The organism is Streptomyces cyaneofuscatus (assembly GCF_000718135.1).
GTDB lineage: Bacteria > Actinomycetota > Actinomycetes > Streptomycetales > Streptomycetaceae > Streptomyces > Streptomyces cyaneofuscatus.
In genome coordinates, this window is record NZ_JOEM01000005.1 from 180,904 (window position 1) to 198,137 (window position 17,234).

At 69.8% G+C, this 17,234-nt stretch carries 17 protein-coding genes and 1 pseudogene; 9 read left to right on the forward strand and 9 right to left on the reverse strand.

Annotated features, from left to right (window positions below; all coding sequences use genetic code 11):
- The first annotated feature begins 187 nt into the window (after window positions 1–187).
- Window positions 188–589, forward strand: coding sequence for a DNA-binding transcriptional response regulator (locus IF17_RS0109885; protein WP_030564241.1), 402 nt, complete (start codon window positions 188–190; stop codon window positions 587–589).
- A gap of 60 nt (window positions 590–649) precedes the next feature.
- On the opposite strand, the gene IF17_RS0109890 is transcribed toward IF17_RS0109885, so the two are convergent.
- The 4 genes from IF17_RS0109890 to ctaC form a co-directional block, all read right to left on the reverse strand.
- Window positions 650–1,903: a L,D-transpeptidase gene (locus IF17_RS0109890; RefSeq protein ID WP_030564243.1), complete on the reverse strand. Its 1,254-nt coding sequence runs from the start codon at window positions 1,901–1,903 to the stop codon at window positions 650–652.
- A gap of 126 nt (window positions 1,904–2,029) precedes the next feature.
- Window positions 2,030–2,428 carry a cytochrome c oxidase subunit 4 gene (locus tag IF17_RS0109895; RefSeq protein WP_030564246.1) on the reverse strand — a complete coding sequence of 133 codons (399 nt, stop codon included), beginning with the start codon at window positions 2,426–2,428 and terminating at the stop codon, window positions 2,030–2,032.
- Window positions 2,425–3,723, reverse strand: coding sequence for a cytochrome c oxidase subunit I (locus IF17_RS0109900; protein WP_030564247.1), 1,299 nt, complete (start codon window positions 3,721–3,723; stop codon window positions 2,425–2,427). Before IF17_RS0109900 ends, IF17_RS0109895 begins: the two co-directional genes overlap by 4 nt.
- Complete coding sequence (ctaC, locus tag IF17_RS0109905; protein WP_030564250.1) at window positions 3,720–4,691, reverse strand: aa3-type cytochrome oxidase subunit II; 972 nt, start codon at window positions 4,689–4,691, stop codon at window positions 3,720–3,722. Before ctaC ends, IF17_RS0109900 begins: the two co-directional genes overlap by 4 nt.
- Window positions 4,692–4,962: 271 nt before the next feature.
- On the opposite strand from ctaC, the gene IF17_RS0109910 reads away from it, so the two are divergent.
- On the forward strand, window positions 4,963–6,345 hold the full coding sequence (locus IF17_RS0109910) for a cysteine desulfurase/sulfurtransferase TusA family protein (RefSeq protein WP_030564252.1): 1,383 nt from the start codon (window positions 4,963–4,965) through the stop codon (window positions 6,343–6,345).
- 3 nt (window positions 6,346–6,348) lie between these two features.
- Here IF17_RS0109910 and IF17_RS0109915 read toward each other — a convergent pair whose 3' ends face one another.
- Window positions 6,349–7,323 (reverse strand): carbohydrate kinase family protein, encoded by a 975-nt coding sequence (locus IF17_RS0109915; RefSeq protein WP_030564254.1) that lies wholly within the window; start codon window positions 7,321–7,323, stop codon window positions 6,349–6,351.
- A 156-nt stretch (window positions 7,324–7,479) separates the two neighbouring features.
- On the opposite strand from IF17_RS0109915, the gene IF17_RS0109920 reads away from it, so the two are divergent.
- The gene (locus tag IF17_RS0109920) at window positions 7,480–7,686 is read left to right on the forward strand and encodes a hypothetical protein (RefSeq protein WP_030564256.1); all 207 of its coding nucleotides are present in this window, start codon (window positions 7,480–7,482) and stop codon (window positions 7,684–7,686) included.
- A gap of 179 nt (window positions 7,687–7,865) precedes the next feature.
- Complete coding sequence (locus IF17_RS0109925) at window positions 7,866–9,302, forward strand: hypothetical protein (protein WP_030564258.1); 1,437 nt, start codon at window positions 7,866–7,868, stop codon at window positions 9,300–9,302.
- A 101-nt stretch (window positions 9,303–9,403) separates the two neighbouring features.
- Here the strand turns inward: IF17_RS0109925 and IF17_RS0109930 are convergent, their stop codons facing one another.
- Window positions 9,404–9,760 carry a HesB/IscA family protein gene (locus IF17_RS0109930; RefSeq protein WP_003969624.1) on the reverse strand — a complete coding sequence of 119 codons (357 nt, stop codon included), beginning with the start codon at window positions 9,758–9,760 and terminating at the stop codon, window positions 9,404–9,406.
- A gap of 251 nt (window positions 9,761–10,011) precedes the next feature.
- Between IF17_RS0109930 and nadA the strand changes: the two genes are divergently transcribed.
- Together nadA and IF17_RS0109940 are read left to right on the forward strand one after the other, a co-directional pair.
- Entirely contained in the window at window positions 10,012–11,190 is a 1,179-nt protein-coding gene (nadA, locus tag IF17_RS0109935; protein WP_030564260.1) for a quinolinate synthase NadA, read from the forward strand.
- 201 nt (window positions 11,191–11,391) lie between these two features.
- Entirely contained in the window at window positions 11,392–13,773 is a 2,382-nt protein-coding gene (locus tag IF17_RS0109940) for a tetratricopeptide repeat protein (protein WP_030564263.1), read from the forward strand.
- 13 nt (window positions 13,774–13,786) lie between these two features.
- On the opposite strand, the gene IF17_RS0109945 is transcribed toward IF17_RS0109940, so the two are convergent.
- Window positions 13,787–14,086, reverse strand: a complete 300-nt coding sequence (locus tag IF17_RS0109945) for a hypothetical protein (protein WP_030564265.1) — start codon at window positions 14,084–14,086, stop codon at window positions 13,787–13,789.
- A 118-nt stretch (window positions 14,087–14,204) separates the two neighbouring features.
- On the opposite strand from IF17_RS0109945, the gene IF17_RS0109950 reads away from it, so the two are divergent.
- Window positions 14,205–15,059 (forward strand): helix-turn-helix domain-containing protein, encoded by an 855-nt coding sequence (locus IF17_RS0109950; protein WP_030564267.1) that lies wholly within the window; start codon window positions 14,205–14,207, stop codon window positions 15,057–15,059.
- A complete protein-coding gene (locus IF17_RS0109955; RefSeq protein WP_030564269.1) occupies window positions 15,056–15,250 on the forward strand; it encodes a DUF397 domain-containing protein in 195 nt (64 codons plus the stop codon). Before IF17_RS0109950 ends, IF17_RS0109955 begins: the two co-directional genes overlap by 4 nt.
- 13 nt (window positions 15,251–15,263) lie before the next feature.
- On the opposite strand, the pseudogene IF17_RS0109960 reads toward IF17_RS0109955, so the two are convergent.
- Window positions 15,264–15,986: pseudogene (locus tag IF17_RS0109960) on the reverse strand (RNA-guided endonuclease TnpB family protein); the annotation flags it as partial.
- On the opposite strand from IF17_RS0109960, the gene tnpA reads away from it, so the two are divergent.
- Window positions 15,928–16,389, forward strand: coding sequence for an IS200/IS605 family transposase (gene tnpA, locus IF17_RS0109965; protein WP_051883940.1), 462 nt, complete (start codon window positions 15,928–15,930; stop codon window positions 16,387–16,389). The pseudogene IF17_RS0109960 and the gene tnpA overlap by 59 nt on opposite strands.
- Window positions 16,390–16,568: 179 nt before the next feature.
- Here the strand turns inward: tnpA and IF17_RS0109970 are convergent, their stop codons facing one another.
- Window positions 16,569–17,078 (reverse strand): DUF6879 family protein, encoded by a 510-nt coding sequence (locus IF17_RS0109970; RefSeq protein WP_030564273.1) that lies wholly within the window; start codon window positions 17,076–17,078, stop codon window positions 16,569–16,571.
- Window positions 17,079–17,234 lie beyond the last annotated feature (156 nt).

The following is a 17,234-nucleotide window of genomic DNA, read 5'->3' on the forward strand; positions in this document are numbered from 1 at the left end:
TATGTCGGTCGCTTATCCCGCCCTCACTCCGGGGGGTGCCGTTCGGTGTGTCAGTCCCGTGTGTCCTGCCCGAACGGCCCATCGAATCGGTGTCCTTACCGGTGCTGACGGCCGGTCGACCGGAGTACGATCCGCGCATCGGTTCATGCCCCGAGAGCCCCGAAGACACAGATGTCACGGAGGAACAATGCAGGCGACCGCCACGGTCCTGGTCTACAGCGACGACGCCAACATCCGCGAGCAGGTGAAGCTGGCAGCCGGTCGCAGGCCTGCCGCCGACGTGCCACCGGTGAAGTTCCTGGAGTGCGCGACGCTTCCGGCCGTCCTGGCGGCGCTGGACGGCGGCGGCATCGACGTCTGCGTCCTGGACGGCGAGACGGCTCCCATCGGCGGCATGGGCGTCTGCCGTCAGATCAAGGACGAGATCTTCCACTGCCCCCCGGTCCTCCTGCTGATCGGCCGCCCGCAGGACGCCTGGCTGGCCACCTGGAGCCGGGCGGAGGCGGCTGTGACGCTGCCGGTGGACCCGGTGGAGTTCGCCGACGCGCTGGCGGCGCTGCTGCGCGCCCGGCTCGCCGTGGAGGCCTGAGAGGGCCCTGTGAGCCCGCCAGGAGCGCCCCGCCGTGCGGGGCGCTCCTGCTGTGTCCGGTCAGACATGCGGGCGCAGGCGGGCGGCCTGGAGCGTCTGCGGGCTGTCCGGCACCCCTTCGTTGAGGGCGCTGCCCTTCTGCCACTTCTCCCAGGAGAGGTTCCAGTCGCCGAACCCGTTGTCGAACGGGGTCATGGTCTCCCCCGCGCTGCCGACGACCTTCACGATGTCGCCCTGGCGCACGGTGTCGAAGAACCACTCGGCGTTGCCGGTGGACATCCCGGTGCAGCCGTGGCTGACGTTGGCGCTGCCCTGGGAGCCGACGGACCACGGCGCGGCGTGGACGTACTCGCCGCTCCAGGTCACCCGGGTGGCCCAGTAGACCGGCAGGTCGTACGACTCCGAGGAGCCGGCGGCGATGCCGATGCTCTCCCCGCGCATCCGTACGAACTGCTCCTTGGCGAGGATCACCTTGACGCCGTTGCGGGTGGAGAAGCCGGGCTTGCCGGTGGTGACCGGAATGGTGTTGATCACTTCTCCGTTGCGCAGGACCGTCATGGTGTGGGTCGAGGCGTCGGTGAGGGCCTCGATCCGGTCGCCGGTGGTGATCTTCAGGGGCTTGGCCTCGGCCCCGTAGAGGGCGTTGGTCACCTTGATGCCGGTGAGGTTGGAGCGGACCTCGATGGTGGCGTTGGCGGGCCAGAACTCCTGGGGGCGGTAGTGGAGCTTCTTGTCGTCGACCCAGTACCAGGAGCCGGTGGAGGCCGGGGTGGAGCGGACCTTCAGGGCGCGCTCGACGGTGGCGCGAGCGGCCTTGTCGGTGACCGGAGCACTGAGTTCCGCCGTGATGGGCTGTCCGACGCCGTAGGTGCCCGCCTCCGGGCCGAAGGCGACCTTCAGCAGCTTCTTGGGCGAGGAGGTGTCGAAAGCGAGCGTACGGGTGCCAGGAGCGCCGTCCCCGTTCTCGGTGGAGACCCTGACGGTGTATCCGGTGCCGGCCGCCAGCGGGGCCGTGGAGCGCCACCTCCGGCCGTCGGCGGAGAGCTCGCCGGCCAGGTGGCGGCCGCCCGTGTCCACGGCGCTGACGTCGGTGATGCGGCCGTCGTCACCCTTGACGGTGACTTCCAGCGGCTTGTCGGGGTCGGCCTTCTCGTTCTTGGAGGGGCCGTTGAAGGAGACCTGGTCGCCCGCGTCGTACGGCTTCGTCGACAGCGGGTGTCCGTCGGGCTCACCACAGGCGGTCGCACCCGCGCCAAGGGTCACGACCAGCAGAGTGCAGCTCACTACGGTGCGGATGCGCGGCGTGTGGTTCATGTCATCACGCTAAGAAGATTCATCCGATCCAGCGCGTTCAATGACTCCGAACGAGCGAGGGGCCCGTGTCGCTTCCTGCGACGCGGGCCCCTCGTGGGGTAGTGCGGTGTCACCCTCCAGAGGGTGTCACTGGGTGCGGTTCTCACCCCGGTAGTACTCGAAGACCCAGCCGAAGAGGCCGATCAGGAGCAGCGGAGCCGAGAAGTACATCAGCCACCAGCCGAAGACGACGCCCAGGAAGGCGAAGGCGCCACCGACCGCCAGGGAGAGCGGCTGCCAGCTGTGCGGGGAGAAGAAACCCAGCTCGCCCGCCTCGTCGGCGACGTCCGCCTCCTTGTTGTCCTGGGCCATGGCGTCGACCCGGTTGGCCGTGAAGGCCAGGTAGAAGCCGATCATGACCGAGAGCCCGAAGGCCAGGAAGAGGGCCGTGGTGCCGACCGGCTCCTTCGACCACACGCCGTACACGACGGCCATGCCGAGGATGAAGACGCTCAGCCAGATGAACATCTGTCCCTGGATCTTCACTTGCCTGCCTCCTTGCCGCCGGCGAGGGCCTTGTCCGACTCGGAGTGGTGCTCAAGCTGTTCGAGCGCCGCGATCTCCGGGTGGTGCAGGTCGAACGCCGGGGATTCGGAACGGATCCGCGGCAGGGTGATGAAGTTGTGCCGCGGGGGCGGGCAGGAGGTCGCCCACTCCAGCGAGCGGCCGTAACCCCAGGGGTCGTCGACCTCGATCTTCTTGCCGTACTTGGCGGTCTTCCAGACGTTGTAGAAGAACGGCAGCATCGACAGGCCGAGCACGAAGGACGCGATCGTGGAGATCGTGTTCAGCGCGGTGAAGCCGTCGGCGGCGAGGTAGTCCGCGTATCGACGCGGCATTCCCTCGGCACCGAGCCAGTGCTGCACCAGGAAGGTGCCGTGGAAGCCGACGAACAGCGTCCAGAAGGTGATCTTCCCGAGCCGCTCGTCCAGCATCTTGCCGGTGAACTTCGGCCACCAGAAGTGGAATCCGGAGAACATCGCGAAGACCACGGTGCCGAAGATGACGTAGTGGAAGTGCGCGACGACGAAGTACGAGTCGGAGACGTGGAAGTCCATCGGGGGCGAGGCCAGGATGACGCCGGTCAGACCACCGAAGGTGAAGGTGATGAGGAAGCCGACGGCCCAGAGCATCGGTGTCTCGAAGGACAACGACCCCTTCCACATGGTGCCGATCCAGTTGAAGAACTTCACACCCGTTGGCACCGCGATGAGGAAGGTCATGAAGGAGAAGAACGGCAATAGCACGCCGCCCGTCACATACATGTGGTGCGCCCACACCGTCACCGAAAGACCGGCGATCGCGATCGTCGCGGCGATCAGACCGATGTAGCCGAACATCGGCTTGCGGCTGAATACCGGGATGACCTCGGAAATGATTCCGAAGAACGGCAGGGCGATGATGTACACCTCTGGGTGTCCGAAGAACCAGAAGAGGTGTTGCCACAGCAACGCGCCGCCATTGGCGGAGTCGAAGATATGCGCACCGAATTTACGGTCCGCCTCCAGCGCGAAGAGCGCGGCGGCGAGAACCGGGAAGGCCAGCAGGACCAGGACACCGGTCAGCAGGACGTTCCAGGTGAAGATCGGCATGCGGAACATCGTCATGCCGGGGGCGCGCATGCAGATGATCGTGGTGATGAAGTTGACCGAGGTCTTGTGGTCAGTGGTGGTCAGCCACTTGATGACGACGTTTCCCGGCTGCTTGCGGCGGACGGGCAGCTCGTCCTCGTACGAGTCGTCTGCCGGCGCCGCACCCTGAGGTTCGTTGAGGATGCTCACAGTTGCTTCTTCTCCGAATCCCTGGCCGGGTCGGTCTGCTCGATACCTGCCGGCATGTAGCCCGTCTGACCCTTCTCGGCCAGCTCCTTGAGGTGCTGCTGGTACCGCTCCGGGGAGACGACCTTGACGTTGAAGAGCATCCGGGAGTGGTCGACGCCGCACAGCTCGGCGCACTTGCCCATGAAGGTGCCCTCCCGGTTGGGAGTCACCTCGAAGACGTTGGTGTGGCCCGGGATGACGTCCTGCTTCATGAGGAACGGCACCACCCAGAAGGAGTGGATGACGTCACGCGAAGTGAGGACGAAGCGGACCTTCTCCCCCTTCGGCAGCCACAGGGTCGGGCCCGGGTTGCCGTTCTGGGGGTTGCGCGTCCCGGGGATGCCCGCGTCGTAGACGCCGGTGGCGTCCTTCGGGAAGTCATCCTGGAACTTCTTGGGGATGGCGTCGAGCTCCTTGGGGATCTCGTTGCCCGCCGGGGCGGGCTGGCCTTCCACCTTCTCGATGTAGTTGAAGCCCCAGCTCCACTGGTAGCCGACCACGTTGACGGTGTGGGCGGGCTTGTCGGAGAGCTCGAGGAGCTTCGACTCATCACGCGCGGTGAAGTAGAAGAGCACCGAGACGATGATGAGGGGGACCACTGTGTACAACGCCTCGATGGGCATGTTGTACCTGGTCTGCGGAGGTACCTCCACCTTGGTGCGGCTACGCCGGTGGAAGAAGACGCTCCAGAGGATCAGCCCCCAGACAAGGACACCCGTGACGAGCGCTGCCGCCCACGAGCCTTGCCAGAGGGAGAGGATCCGAGGGGCCTCTTCCGTCACCGGGGTGGGCATACCGAGGCGGGGAAAATCCTCCCAGTTGTATGAACAACCGGAGGCCGTCGCCAGGACCAGGCCCGCAGTCAGCACCTGCGGCAGCTTCCGCCGCATCGGGCGCCGCGACGAGCGGTCGGAGCCGTTGGGACTCACGTAGCGCCTTCCCGAGAGTCTCGCCCGCACGGTCGGCGCGCCCGTCTCTCTGGTCGGTCGCCGTCCCTGTCGCGGGCAGGGGTTTGGATGTTTATGCGGACCAAACCCTACTGGACGCTATTTGGGGTCGCGCGGGGAGGGTGCCCAACGCGCCGCCCGACTCCCCGAAGGGGTGGAATCCGGGCCTCCGGCCGTCATCTGACACCCCTTAGGACGGGCGGCCGGGCAGGCGGGCGCCGAGGTGGGAGGCGGTGCGGGCTAGCGTGGCGGTGTGCCCTACTTCGACGCCGCCTCCGCCGCCCCCCTGCACCCCGTCGCACGCCAGGCGCTGCTTGCCGCGCTGGACGAGGGCTGGGCCGATCCCGCCCGCCTGTACCGGGAGGGGCGCCGCGCCCGGCTGCTGCTGGACGCCGCCCGGGAGGCCGCCGCGGACGCCGTCGGCTGCCGTCCGGACGAGCTGGTCTTCACCTCTTCGGGGACGACCGCGGTGCACGCGGGAATTGCCGGAGCTCTTTCGGGGCGTCGGCGTGTCGGCCGCCATCTGGCCCTCTCGGCCGTCGAGCACTCCTCCGTACTCCATACGGCGGCGGCGCACGAGGCGGCGGGCGGGACGGTGACGCAGGTGCCGGTGGGGCGGTCGGGGGCGGTGGACCCGGCGGCGTACGGCGGAGCGCTCCGGCCCGACACCGCACTGGCCTGCCTCCAGTCGGCCAACCACGAGGTGGGGACCGAGCAGCCGGTGGCGGAGGTGGCCGCGCTCTGCGCCGAGGCGGGGGTACCGCTGCTGGTGGACGCCGCCCAGTCGTTGGGGTGGGGGCCGGTGGCGGGTGGCTGGTCCCTGCTGACGGGGAGCGCGCACAAGTGGGGCGGGCCGGCCGGGGTGGGGCTGCTGGCGGTACGCAAGGGGGTGCGGTTCGCGCCGCAAGGCCCGGCCGGGGAGCGGGAGTCGGGCCGGGCGCCGGGGTTCGAGAACCTGCCGGCGATCGTGGCGGCGGCGGCCTCGCTGCGCGCGGTACGGGACGAGGCGGCGGCGGAGGCGGTGCGGCTGCGGGCGCTGGTGGACCGGATCCGGTCGGTGGTGGCCGAGCGGGTGGGCGATGTGAAGGTGGTGGGCGATCCGGAGCGGCGGCTGCCGCATCTGGTCACCTTCTCCTGTCTCTATGTCGACGGGGAGACCCTGCTGCACGAGCTGGACCGGCATGGTTTCTCCGTATCATCCGGTTCGTCCTGCACCAGCAGCACGCTGGAGCCGAGCCATGTGCTCAAGGCGATGGGCGTGCTGTCGGAGGGGAACGTCCGGGTGTCGCTGCCGGTGGGCACGGCGGAGGCGGATGTGGACCGGTTCCTGGAGGTGCTGCCCGGGGTCGTCGCGGAGGTACGGGAACGGCTCGGCGCGCCGGTCGCCTCGCCCCCGTCCCCCTCCCTCGCCGCGTCCCTGGTGGTCGACGCGCTCGGCCGGCGCTGCCCGATCCCGGTGATCGAGCTCGCAAAGGTGATCGGGGAGGTACCGGTGGGCGCCACGGTGACGGTGCTCGCCGACGACGAGGCGGCGCGGCTGGACATCCCCGCCTGGTGCGAGATGCGGGAGCAGGAGTACGTGGGCGAGGAGCCGGCGGACCGGGGTTCGGCCTATGTGGTCCGCCGGCTCAGCTGAGGGCTAGGCCAGGTGCTGCTGGACCTCGGCGGCGGCCTCGTGGCCGTACGCCTTGGTGAAGCGGTCCATGAAGTGGGTGCGGCGCAGGGTGTACTCCTGGGTGCCGACCGTCTCGATGACCAGGGTGGCGAGCATGCAGCCGACCTGGGCGGCACGCTCCAGGCCGACGCCCCAGGCGAGACCGGAGAGGAACCCGGCCCGGAAGGCGTCGCCGACGCCGGTCGGGTCGGCCTTGGTCTCCTCCTCGGGGCAGCCGACCTCGATGACCGGCTCGCCGGCCTTCTCGATCCGGACACCGCGCGAGCCGAGCGTGGTGACGCGGTGGCCGACCTTGGAGAGGATCTCCTCGTCGCTCCAGCCGGTCTTGGACTCGATGAGCCCCTTCTCGTACTCGTTGGCGAAGAGGTAGGTGGCGCCGTCCAGCAGGATGCGGATCTCGTCACCGTTCATCCGGGCGATCTGCTGCGAGAAGTCCGCGGCGAACGGGATGTTCCGGGAGCGGCACTCCTCCGTGTGGCGGAGCATCGCCTCCGGGTCGTCCGCGCCGATCGAGACCAGGTCGAGGCCGCCCACCCGGTCCGCGACGCTCTTCAGCTCGATGAGGCGGGCCTCGCTCATCGCGCCCGTGTAGAAGGAGCCGATCTGGTTGTGGTCGGAGTCGGTGGTGCAGACGAAGCGGGCGGTGTGCAGGACCTCGGAGATCCGGACCGACCCGGTCTCGACGCCGTGCCGGTCGAGCCAGGCGCGGTACTCGTCGAAGTCGGAGCCCGCGGCGCCCACGAGGATCGGCTTGGTGCCGAGCAGGCCCATGCCGAAGCAGATGTTGGCGGCGACACCGCCCCGGCGCACATCGAGGTTGTCGACCAGGAAGGAGAGGGAGACCGTGTGCAGCTGATCCGCGACCAGCTGGTCGGCGAAGCGGCCGGGGAAGGTCATGAGGTGATCGGTGGCGATGGAGCCGGTGACTGCAATACGCACGGGGAGGCTTCTCCTGCGGAAGGCGAAGGGCCGAGGTGCGCCCTCCGGGACGGCGTGACAGTTCACGCTACCGGGTGAGCTCTTCAGGCGGGAAAAGGGAAAACTACCCGATAGTAGGGCTTTCTACCTGAGCGTGACCGTGGTTACGGTGCGGATATGTCGAACCACACCGCATCGCGGGAGTCCCGAGAGTCCGAAGTGAGCCTGGCCGAGCTGCGCGGGGACTGCGCGCGTATGGCTCCGCACTGGGCCGCGCCCAAGAAGGCGGTCACCGCGCCGGTGAAGCCGTCCCTGATCCACGGGGTCACGGTGCCGCCCGCGTCGGCGCGGCTGATCGACGCGATGTGCGAGTACGGGGACTGAGCACTTCGGCGCGTATTCCGGCCGGAACTGTCGCGTTTTTCGGCCGGAACTGTACGGGCTCCGCGCCCGGTTCACCGCCGTACGGGAACCGCATGCTCCTCCGCTCCGTCCCATCGGTGTCCCCGTCCGGGGGCACGCGGTAGTGAACGCGACGGCAACGCAGTCGAAGGAGCGATCCGGTGAGCACCGAGCGACCCGACAACGACGTGACCGGCCCCCGGCGGCGGCGTACGCCACTCGTGGCGGCCTCGGTGGCGGCAGCGGTGCTGCTGGCCGGGGGCGGCGCGGCCTACTGGGCCTCCACCGCCTCCAGCGACGGGGGCGCGGCGGACAGCGGCTCCGCCTCCCGCGACAAGGCCCCCGTGCTGGCCCTGGACTCCGTCGCCGAGGCGGGCCCGGCCACGCCCGGCGAGCCGAGCACGCCTCCCCCGGGCATCGCCCCGGGTGAACCGGACCCGAACGGCCCGCCCGTGGTCTACCGGGCGGCGGGCCAGCTCCCCGACGGCCCGGACGAGGCGGCGGTCCACCGCGCCACGGGCACGGTCGCCTCGGCGGAGGTGGCCCGGCTGGCGGAGGCGCTCGGCATTCCGGGGACCCCACGGAGCGTGGACGCGTCCTGGGTGGTCGGTGACGAGGACGGGCCCGGCGCGCTCCTGAAGGTCACCAAGCAGGCCCCCGGCACCTGGACGTTCGCCCGCACCACGCCCTCCAAGCCCTGCGACCCGGGGAAGATGTGCGCGAACCAGAGCCCGCCGGAGGCCGACGGGCAGCCGGTGAGTGAGAAGGCCGCGAAGGCCGCCGCGGTGCCGGTGCTCAAGGCCGTCGGCCAGGACGACGCGGCGCTGAACGCGGGCCAGCTCATGGGCAACGTACGCGTGGTGAACGCGGACCCGAAGGTGGACGGGCTGCCCACGTACGGCTGGTCGACCGGGGTGCAGGTCGGCCCGGACGGCAAGGTGGCCGGGGGCAGCGGGCAGCTGAAGGCGCTGGAGAAGGGCGACACGTATCCCGTGGTCGGCGCCGAGGACGCGCTGAAGCAGCTCAACGAGGCGGGCAAGGCCAAGGGGGAGGCGAGCCGGGACATCGGCGGGTGCGCCACTCCCGTACCGCTGGAGGGTGAGCCGAAGCCTTCGGACCCGCAGTGCGTGCCGTCGAACGGCAAGCGGGCGCCGGTGACGCAGACGGTCGAGGACGCGGAGTTCGGCCTGGCCCTCCAGTACGTGGACGGCCGGCAGACCCTCGTACCGTCGTGGCTGTTCCACGTCCGCCAGGGGGCGGGCGGGCCGGAGAGCACGGTCACGCAGATCGCGGTGGCGCCGGAGTTCGTCGAGAAGCCCACGGCCCCGACGCCCTCGGGCGACCGGAAGGCGACCTCGTACGCGGCCGACGGCCGGACCCTTGAGGTGACCTTCTGGGGCGGTGTCTGCTCCACCTACACGGCGAGCGCCGAGGAGAGCGCGGGCCAGGTGCGGGTCACCATCACGGAGGAGAAGCAGAAGAAGGGCGCCTGCATCATGATCGCCAAGGAGCTGAAGCGGACGGTGACGCTGGAGAAGCCGCTGGGCGACCGGACGGTGATCGACGCGGAGAGCGGGGCGACGGTGCCGCGCAGCTGAGCGTGTTTCCCGCGCAGGACAGTTTCCCGCGCAGGACGTACGAGGGCGGCCCCGGGAGTGATTCCCGGGGCCGCCCTCGTACGTCTGTGTCCGCTCAGCGGTTAGCTGAACGAGTCGCCGCAGGCGCAGGAGCCGGTGGCGTTCGGGTTGTCGATCGTGAAGCCCTGCTTCTCGATGGTGTCGACGAAGTCGATGGAGGCGCCGCCCAGGTACGGGGCGCTCATGCGGTCGGTGACGACCTTGACGCCGTCGAAGTCCTTCACGACATCGCCGTCGAGCGAACGCTCGTCGAAGAAGAGCTGATAGCGCAGGCCCGAGCAACCGCCGGGCTGGACGGCGACGCGCAGCGCCAGGTCCTCGCGGCCTTCCTGCTCCAGCAGGCCCTTGACCTTGGCTGCGGCGGCGTCGGACAGGAGGATGCCGTCGCTCACGGTGGTGGTCTCGTCCGATACGGACATCTGCTTCTCTCCCGGGTTGTACGGACTGCTTGCCGACGGTTCAACCGCCTTCGCCGCGGATTCATTCCGGGCCAAGCGCTTGTCTGTTCCTTTTCATGCTCGCACACCCGGCCGCCCGGGGGATGCGTCACATCGACGCTATCGGCATCGTCAAAGTGACACGAAGGAGCTATGATAGATAGCGTCAAATAGACGAAAAGGCGCGTTCGCAGAAGCGCAGAGCAGAACGCAGAGAAGAAAGGGTGCGTGACGTGACCACGGCCCAGCCCCTGGACGTACAGCCGACACCCCTCGCGCTGCTGCTGCTCGGCCGCGAGGCCGACCCGAGGAGCGAGCGAGGCGTCGAGTGCCCCGGCGACCTCCCCTCCCCCTCCGACCCGGACCTGGTGGCCCGCGCCCGGGCGGCCAAGGAGAAGCTCGGTGACCGGGTCTTCGTCCTCGGCCACCACTACCAGCGCGACGAGGTCATCCAGTTCGCGGACGTGACCGGCGACTCGTTCAAGCTCGCCCGCGACGCGGCCGCGCGCCCGGAGGCGGAGTACATCGTCTTCTGCGGTGTGCACTTCATGGCCGAGTCCGCGGACATCCTGACCACGGACGCCCAGGCGGTCGTGCTGCCCGACCTCGCGGCGGGCTGCTCGATGGCCGACATGGCCACCGCCGAGCAGGTCGCCGAGTGCTGGGACGTGCTGACGGAGGCCGGGGTCGCCGACCAGGTGGTTCCCGTCTCGTACATGAACTCCTCCGCCGACATCAAGGCCTTCACCGGCAAGCACGGCGGCACGATCTGTACGTCGTCCAACGCGAAGCGGGCCCTGGAGTGGGCCTTCGAGCAGGGCGAGAAGATCCTCTTCCTCCCCGACCAGCACCTGGGCCGCAACACGGCGGTGCGGGACATGGGGATGAGCCTGGACGACTGCGTCCTGTACAACCCGCACAAGCCGAACGGCGGCCTCACCGCCGAGCAGCTGCGGAACGCGAAGATGATCCTGTGGCGCGGCCACTGCTCGGTCCACGGCCGCTTCTCGGTCGAGTCGGTCGAGGACGTCCGCGCGCGGATGCCCGGGGTCAACGTGCTGGTGCACCCGGAGTGCAAGCACGAGGTCGTGGCGGCCGCGGACTACGTCGGGTCGACGGAGTACATCATCAAGGCCCTGGAGGCGGCTCCGCGCGGCTCGAAGTGGGCCATCGGCACGGAGCTGAACCTGGTCCGCCGCCTGGCGAACCGTTTCGCCTCGGAGGACAAGGAGATCGTCTTCCTCGACAAGACGGTCTGCTTCTGCTCGACGATGAACCGCATCGACCTGCCGCACCTGGTCTGGACCCTGGAGTCGCTGGCCGACGGCAAGCTGGTGAACCGGATCGAGGTCGACCCGGAGACGGAGAAGTACGCGAAGCTCGCGCTGGAGCGGATGCTGGCGCTGCCGTAACGGCAGGGCCCCGCCCGCCAGGAAGCCCGGGTATGCCGCAGGTGCGGCATACCCGGGCTTTTCGCCTTCTGCCGGGCGGGCTGAATCTTCCTCATACGACCTCCGACTCCTCCTCCCCGTAACTACGCTGCTACTCACCGCAGTGGGCTGTCGGCGCGCGCGGGACTGACCGGATGGAACGGCGAGGACAGTGGGGCGGGCATGAGTTACGAGGACCGTGGGACGGGTGCGGGCGACGAGGCGCGGGGGGCGGGGGGTGCCGGGCAGGCGGTAGCGGCCGGTCCGGGCGGCTTGGGCGGCCCGGGTGCGCTTGCGCGGACGGAGACGACCGGCCCGGTCGGCCTCCCCCAGGCTGAGGAGGAGGTACGGAACCGGCGTGCCGCGGCCGAGGGTGATCCCGCCGCCGGCCGGCCCGGGCTGGCGGCCGCGCTGGGTGCCCTCTCCGCTCTCCGTGCCGAGGCCGGGGACCGGGAAGGGGCGGTGGCTCCGGCCCGGGAGGCGGTCGACATCTACCGGTCGCTCAGCGAGAACCCCGAGGACGGCTTCGTACCCACGCTGGCCGGGGCCCTGCACCAGCTCTCGAACCGGATCGCCGACACCGGGGACCACACCGCCGCCCTGCCCCCGGCGAAGGAGGCCGCGAAGCTCTACGCCGAGCTGGGCATGAAGCGCCCGGACCGCTACCAGTCCGAGCTGGCCGAGGCGATGAACGCCTTGGGCGACCGGATCGCCGGCACCGGGGACCGGACGACCCCCGTGCCGTTCGGGAAGCAGGCCGTACGGCTCGAGCGGGAGCTGGTGGAGGAGGAGCACCCGGAGGCGTCCGTACCGGCGCTCGTGGAGTACCTGCTGAACTACGCCCGGCATCTGGCGGCCGCCGGGGAGCCGGTGGAGGCGGTACCGCGGGCCGAGGAGGCGGTCGGCCATCTCCGGAGCCTCGCCGCCGAGGACCCGGAGGCGTTCCGGCCCCGGCTCGCCGCCGCCCTGCACGCGCTGGGCAGCCACCGGGCGGCGGTGAGCGACGTGTCCGGGGCGGTCGAGGCGGCCCGGGAGGCGTGCGGCCTCCTCCGCGAACTCTCCGCTCACCGGCCGGACGCCTGCCGCCCGGAGCTGGCCACGGCGCTCGACGGCCTCGCCGGTCACCTCAGCAGGGCGGGCGACCCGGCGGAGGGCCGGCAGGCTGCGGAGGAGGCCGTGGCCCTGCACCGCGAGCCGGCCGCACCGGACCGCCCCGGCCTCGCCGCCGCCCTGCTCACCCTGGCCCGGTGCCTGGCCTCCACCGGGGACCCGGTGGGCGCGCTGCCGCCGGTGCGGGAGGCCGTCGGCCTGTTGCGGGAGCTGGGGGACGCCTTCCTGCCGGAGCTGGCCGACTCCCTCCAGGTGCTCGGTACGTACGTGGAGCTGAACGGCGACACCGAGGGGGCGGTGGAGGCGTTCTGGGAGGCGGTGGCGCTCCACCGGGCCCTGGCGCAGGAGAGGCCGGGCGCCTCGGCCCCCTCGGTCACCGCCCTGGTCTCGGCGCTGGACGACCTGACCCGGGCGCTCGCGCGGACCGGTGAGCATGCGGCGGCCATCGACGAGTTCGAGGAGACCGTCAAGGAGTTCGAGGACACCGACCCGGCGACCGCCCGGCGCCTGGGCGTGGAGCGGGACATCTTCCTGCTGCGCTGCCCCGAACCGTGGCCCGGGAACGGGCTGACCGAGCTGGTGGCGTGGCTGGACCGTGAAGCGGAGGCCGGCGTGAGCGCGGACACCGTGATCGTACGGGCCCGGCAGGCGCTGCGTTCGTACGGTGACACGGCGGCGGTGCGCACGGCGTGGGAGGAGGAGACGTTCACGCCCGTACCGGACTGGCTCGCGCTGCGGCCGGAGACCCTGGAGCTGGTCAGCGCCTGGATGTTCGCGCCCAACTGGCCCCGGTCGCGGGACTTCTGGTCCGAGAACGCGGAGGTGCTGAGCGGCGAGGCGGCGGGGACGGCCCTGGACGAGCTGGCGGTCCTGGACCCGCACGGGGCGCAACGGCACGCCGTGCTCCGCGACGCCGTACTCGTCCACGGGGTGACCGCCGCCTACGATCCGCTGATCCTGTCGGAGCAGCTGGCGGAGTGGCTGGAGTGCGCGGACTGGGCGGAATCCCGCGCCTACCTGGAGGAGCACCCGCGCCTCCTGACCGTGACGCCGCCGCAGGACACCCCGCTGGCCCACGTCGCCATGCTCGACATCGGCCGCGCGGAGGGCCTGGACGCGGCCTACCGCCTGGTGGCGGACCGGGAGGCCCTCCAGGCTTACGTGGACCGGTCGTTGGAGGCCGGCGACGGCACCGCCCTGATGCACGGCGGAGGCATCGAGGGCCAGGTCTTCGGCGACCGCCTCTCCTCCCTCACCCACGCCCAGGTGGCCCTGGTGCTCTCGGGCGAGAGCGAGGGCTTCGACCCCGACGACCTGGCCGCGCTCCGGCACAAGTCCGACGAGGAGACCCGTATCCGCCTGCTGAAGGAGACCATCGCCGTCGGCGTCCGCCACCCCGAGCGGCACGGTGAGACGCTGCGCCGGATCATCCGGGCCCTCGGCGGGGGCGCCTGACCCCGCTCACCGCTCAGCCCTCACTCTCCAGCCGCCCGCCCCGGCTCGCCGCGATCCGCAGGGTGTCCCTCAGCGACTCGGCGAGCCGGGTGCCGGCGAACCGCAGCTCCTGCTCCCCCACGACGGACTCCGCCAGCAACTCCTTCGCCTCGGCCAGCACTTCCTCGGCCGAGGCGATCATGGCGGCCTCCAGCTCGTCGGCCATCCGGGAGACACGGCTGTCCGGGTTCGTCGTGCCGAGCCAGCACGGCGCCCCGAAGTCGTTGGTCCACGGGAGCAGTCGCATGGCCCGGCCCTTGCCGTCGAACATCATCTCGGTCGCTACCTCCGGAGGAGGCCCCCTGGTGCGGCGCACGAGAGGGCGGTTACGGTGTGTGCCGCAACCGTCGCCCTGGGGAATGTCTCCCCAACAGGGCGCCGCTGTCCCGGGCTTGGGAACGGGACACACGAAGGGCACGCACCGTGACGGGCCCCAGCCCCTCACCCCGTACCTCTCCGCCCGCCACTACTTCGGCTCGCAGCAACGCCGCCATCGCGAGCAGGCGGGCCTCTCCCTCAACCAGTTCGCGGGCATCGTGAACTCCAGCAAGAGCACGCTGGGCCGCATCGAGACGGCGGAGCTGATGCCGCCGCCGGACATCCCGAGCCGCCTGGACATCGCCTTCGGGACGGACCAGCACTTCCACGAGCTGTACGAGCTCGCCCGGCGCGAGATCCATCCCGACCAGTACAAGCGGTACATGGACTTCGAGTACCGGGCCGAGGTGATAGAGCAGTACGGGGCACAGGCTCTGCCGGGGTTGTTGCAGACGGAGGAGTACGCGCGGGAGTTGCTCCGCTGCCAGGAGGACCTCAGCCCCGAACAGGTCGAGGAACGCGTCACCGCGCGGATGTCTCGCCAGGGGCGGCTGCGGTCGGAGAATCCGCCGTTCCGCTGGGCGATCATCGACGAGGCGGTGCTGTGGCGGCAGGTCGGCAGCCCTGACTGCATGAGCGAGCAACTGGCCTCGCTGTTGGAGCAGGTGGACACGCCGAGCAGTAAGGTTCAGGTGATGCCGTTCAGTGCGGGGCCGCACTCGTTGCTGGGTGGCGCGCTGACTCTGCTGACCTTGCCGGATGGCACTTCGGTGGCGTACGAGGAGGGCATCCAGGCCGGTCATCTCTACGAAGACCCGGTCGCGGTGAAGAAGTGGCGGCGGCAGTACGACGTACTCCGGGCCAACTCCCTCACACTGGACGGGTCGGCGGAACGGATTCGTACCGCGATGGAGGGCTACCGACCATGACCCACTACCCCGAGCTGAGCACCGCCAGCTGGCGTAGCAGTAGCTACAGCAACACCAACGGGGGTGAGTGTGTCCAGGTCAGCGACGACTTCCCCGGGCTCGTCCCCGTACGCGACAGCAAGAACCCCACCGGCCCCGCACTCGTCATCCGGGCCGCCGCCTGGGGTGCGTTCGTCTCCTCGGTCAATTGACATCCTCTCCGCCCTAAAGGACGGAGATTCCCGCCTGTCTGCCGGTGGCCACCGGCTTGGGCTTCGGGTGGGTTCCTGCTTCGCTGCGCGGTGCCGGGACGAGTCCCGGTCTTACCTGCGCTCGACAGGCTGATACCGCCAGTCCGGCGGCCTTGGCGACGTTGACCGCCGCGTTCACGTCCCGGTCGAGGACGGCCCCGCACGCCCCGCACGTCCACACCCGGACGTGGAGGGGCTTGGGGCCGTCCTTGACGCCGCACCGCGAGCACACCTGGGAAGTCGGCTCGAACCGGCCGATCTTCACGAAGGTGCGTCCGTACCGGGCGGCCTCGTACTCCAGCATGTTCACGAACGCCGACCATCCGGCGTCGTGCACGGACTTGGCCAGGCGTGTGCGGGCGAGTCCCTTCACCGCCAGGTCCTCCACGGCGACCGCTTGGTTATCGCGGATCAGCCGCGTGGAGAGCTGGTGGTGGAACTCGCGGCGCGCGTCCGCGACACGGGCGTGTGCCCGTGCGACGCGGATTCTGGCCTTGCCCCGGTTCTTGCTGCCCTTGGCCTTGCGGGACAGCTCCCGCTGGACTTTCTTCAGGCGCTTCTCGGCACGGCGCAGGAAGCGCGGGCTGTCGATCTTCGTCCCGTCGGAGAGGACCGCGAAGTGTCCGAGACCCAAGTCGATGCCCACCCCGGGCAGCACCTCCTGTGAGCCGGTCTCCACCACAAACGACGCGAAGTACGTGCGCAAGGGCCGTCACGTCGTCCACAACCTGCATGTGCATTTGGTCTTTGTCACCAAGTACCGGCGCGGTGCCATGACGAACGCCATGCTGACGCGGTGCGAAGAGATCATGCGCGAGGTCTGTTCGGACTTCGAGGCCGAGCTGAAACAGTTCAACGGCGAGGACGACCACGTGCACCTGCTCGTGCACTACCCGCCCAAAGTCCAGCTCTCGAAGCTGGTCAACTCTCTCAAGGGAGTCTCCGCCCGGATACTGCGCAAGGAGCACGACGCGCACGTCCGGCGGCACCTGTGGGGCGGACACTTCTGGTCCGGCTCCTACTTCGCCGGGAGCTGCGGCGGCGCACCGCTGACCATGGTCCAGCAGTACATCGAGAACCAGAAGCACCCAGTGGGCTGAGGTGAACACTGCGGACCCGTGCTCACGCGCGGGCCGGAGCAGCTCTGAGATGGCCATCACCCCCGGCGTAAACGCCGGAGCACTGGCCAAGATCAAAGGTAGATGGAAACGCGGAGGGGCCTGCTCCCACACAGGCGTGGGAGCAGGCCCCTCCGTATTCAGGCCTTGACGGAGCGGATCTAGAACACGAAGTCCTCATGAGGGATGGCGCGCACCCACAAAGCCTCGAACGAGGCGACGACCCTCTTCACCGTGGCGGGGTCCTCGTTGAACTCGTGCCCGGCCCACTCGCCGTCGCCGGTGAACCAGTGGAAGAGCACCCGCTCGCCGTCGATCAGCCAGAGGTCGTTCCCTGGTAGCGCGAGGTCGGACGAAAGCCGCCGGGGCAGCCAGCGCACGACCTCACCGGCCGCAATGTTGTGGCGCGCGGTGAGGGAATGCTCCCAGCGGATGTAGTCGGTCACCGGCTCGGAGACGATCCGGGCCCGCCGCAGCGTGACGCCGCGGGCCGCTGTCTCCTTCACCAGCTCCTGCCACTGAAGGTATTCCTCGGGCAGTTCGGCTTCGCGGCCTTCCCTCCACATGTCGAACAGCGCGTCTGCCATGTAGGAGTCGCGCATCTCCAGGTGAACGGCCGAGCGCTCAGCGCTCCTCAGCAGAGCGGTGAAGTCCGGCACGTTCTGCTGCATCGCACGCCTTCTTAAGGGTCGGAATCATCCGGGCGGGAACGCGGATCACGGTCTCGTGGCCGTTCCTGGACAGCTATCTCGCCAAGCCAGGTGTGAGGTCTTGCGGTGACGCTCCCTCAGGCGGTTCAGGCGGTCAAGTCCGAGCGGGTGGTTGGC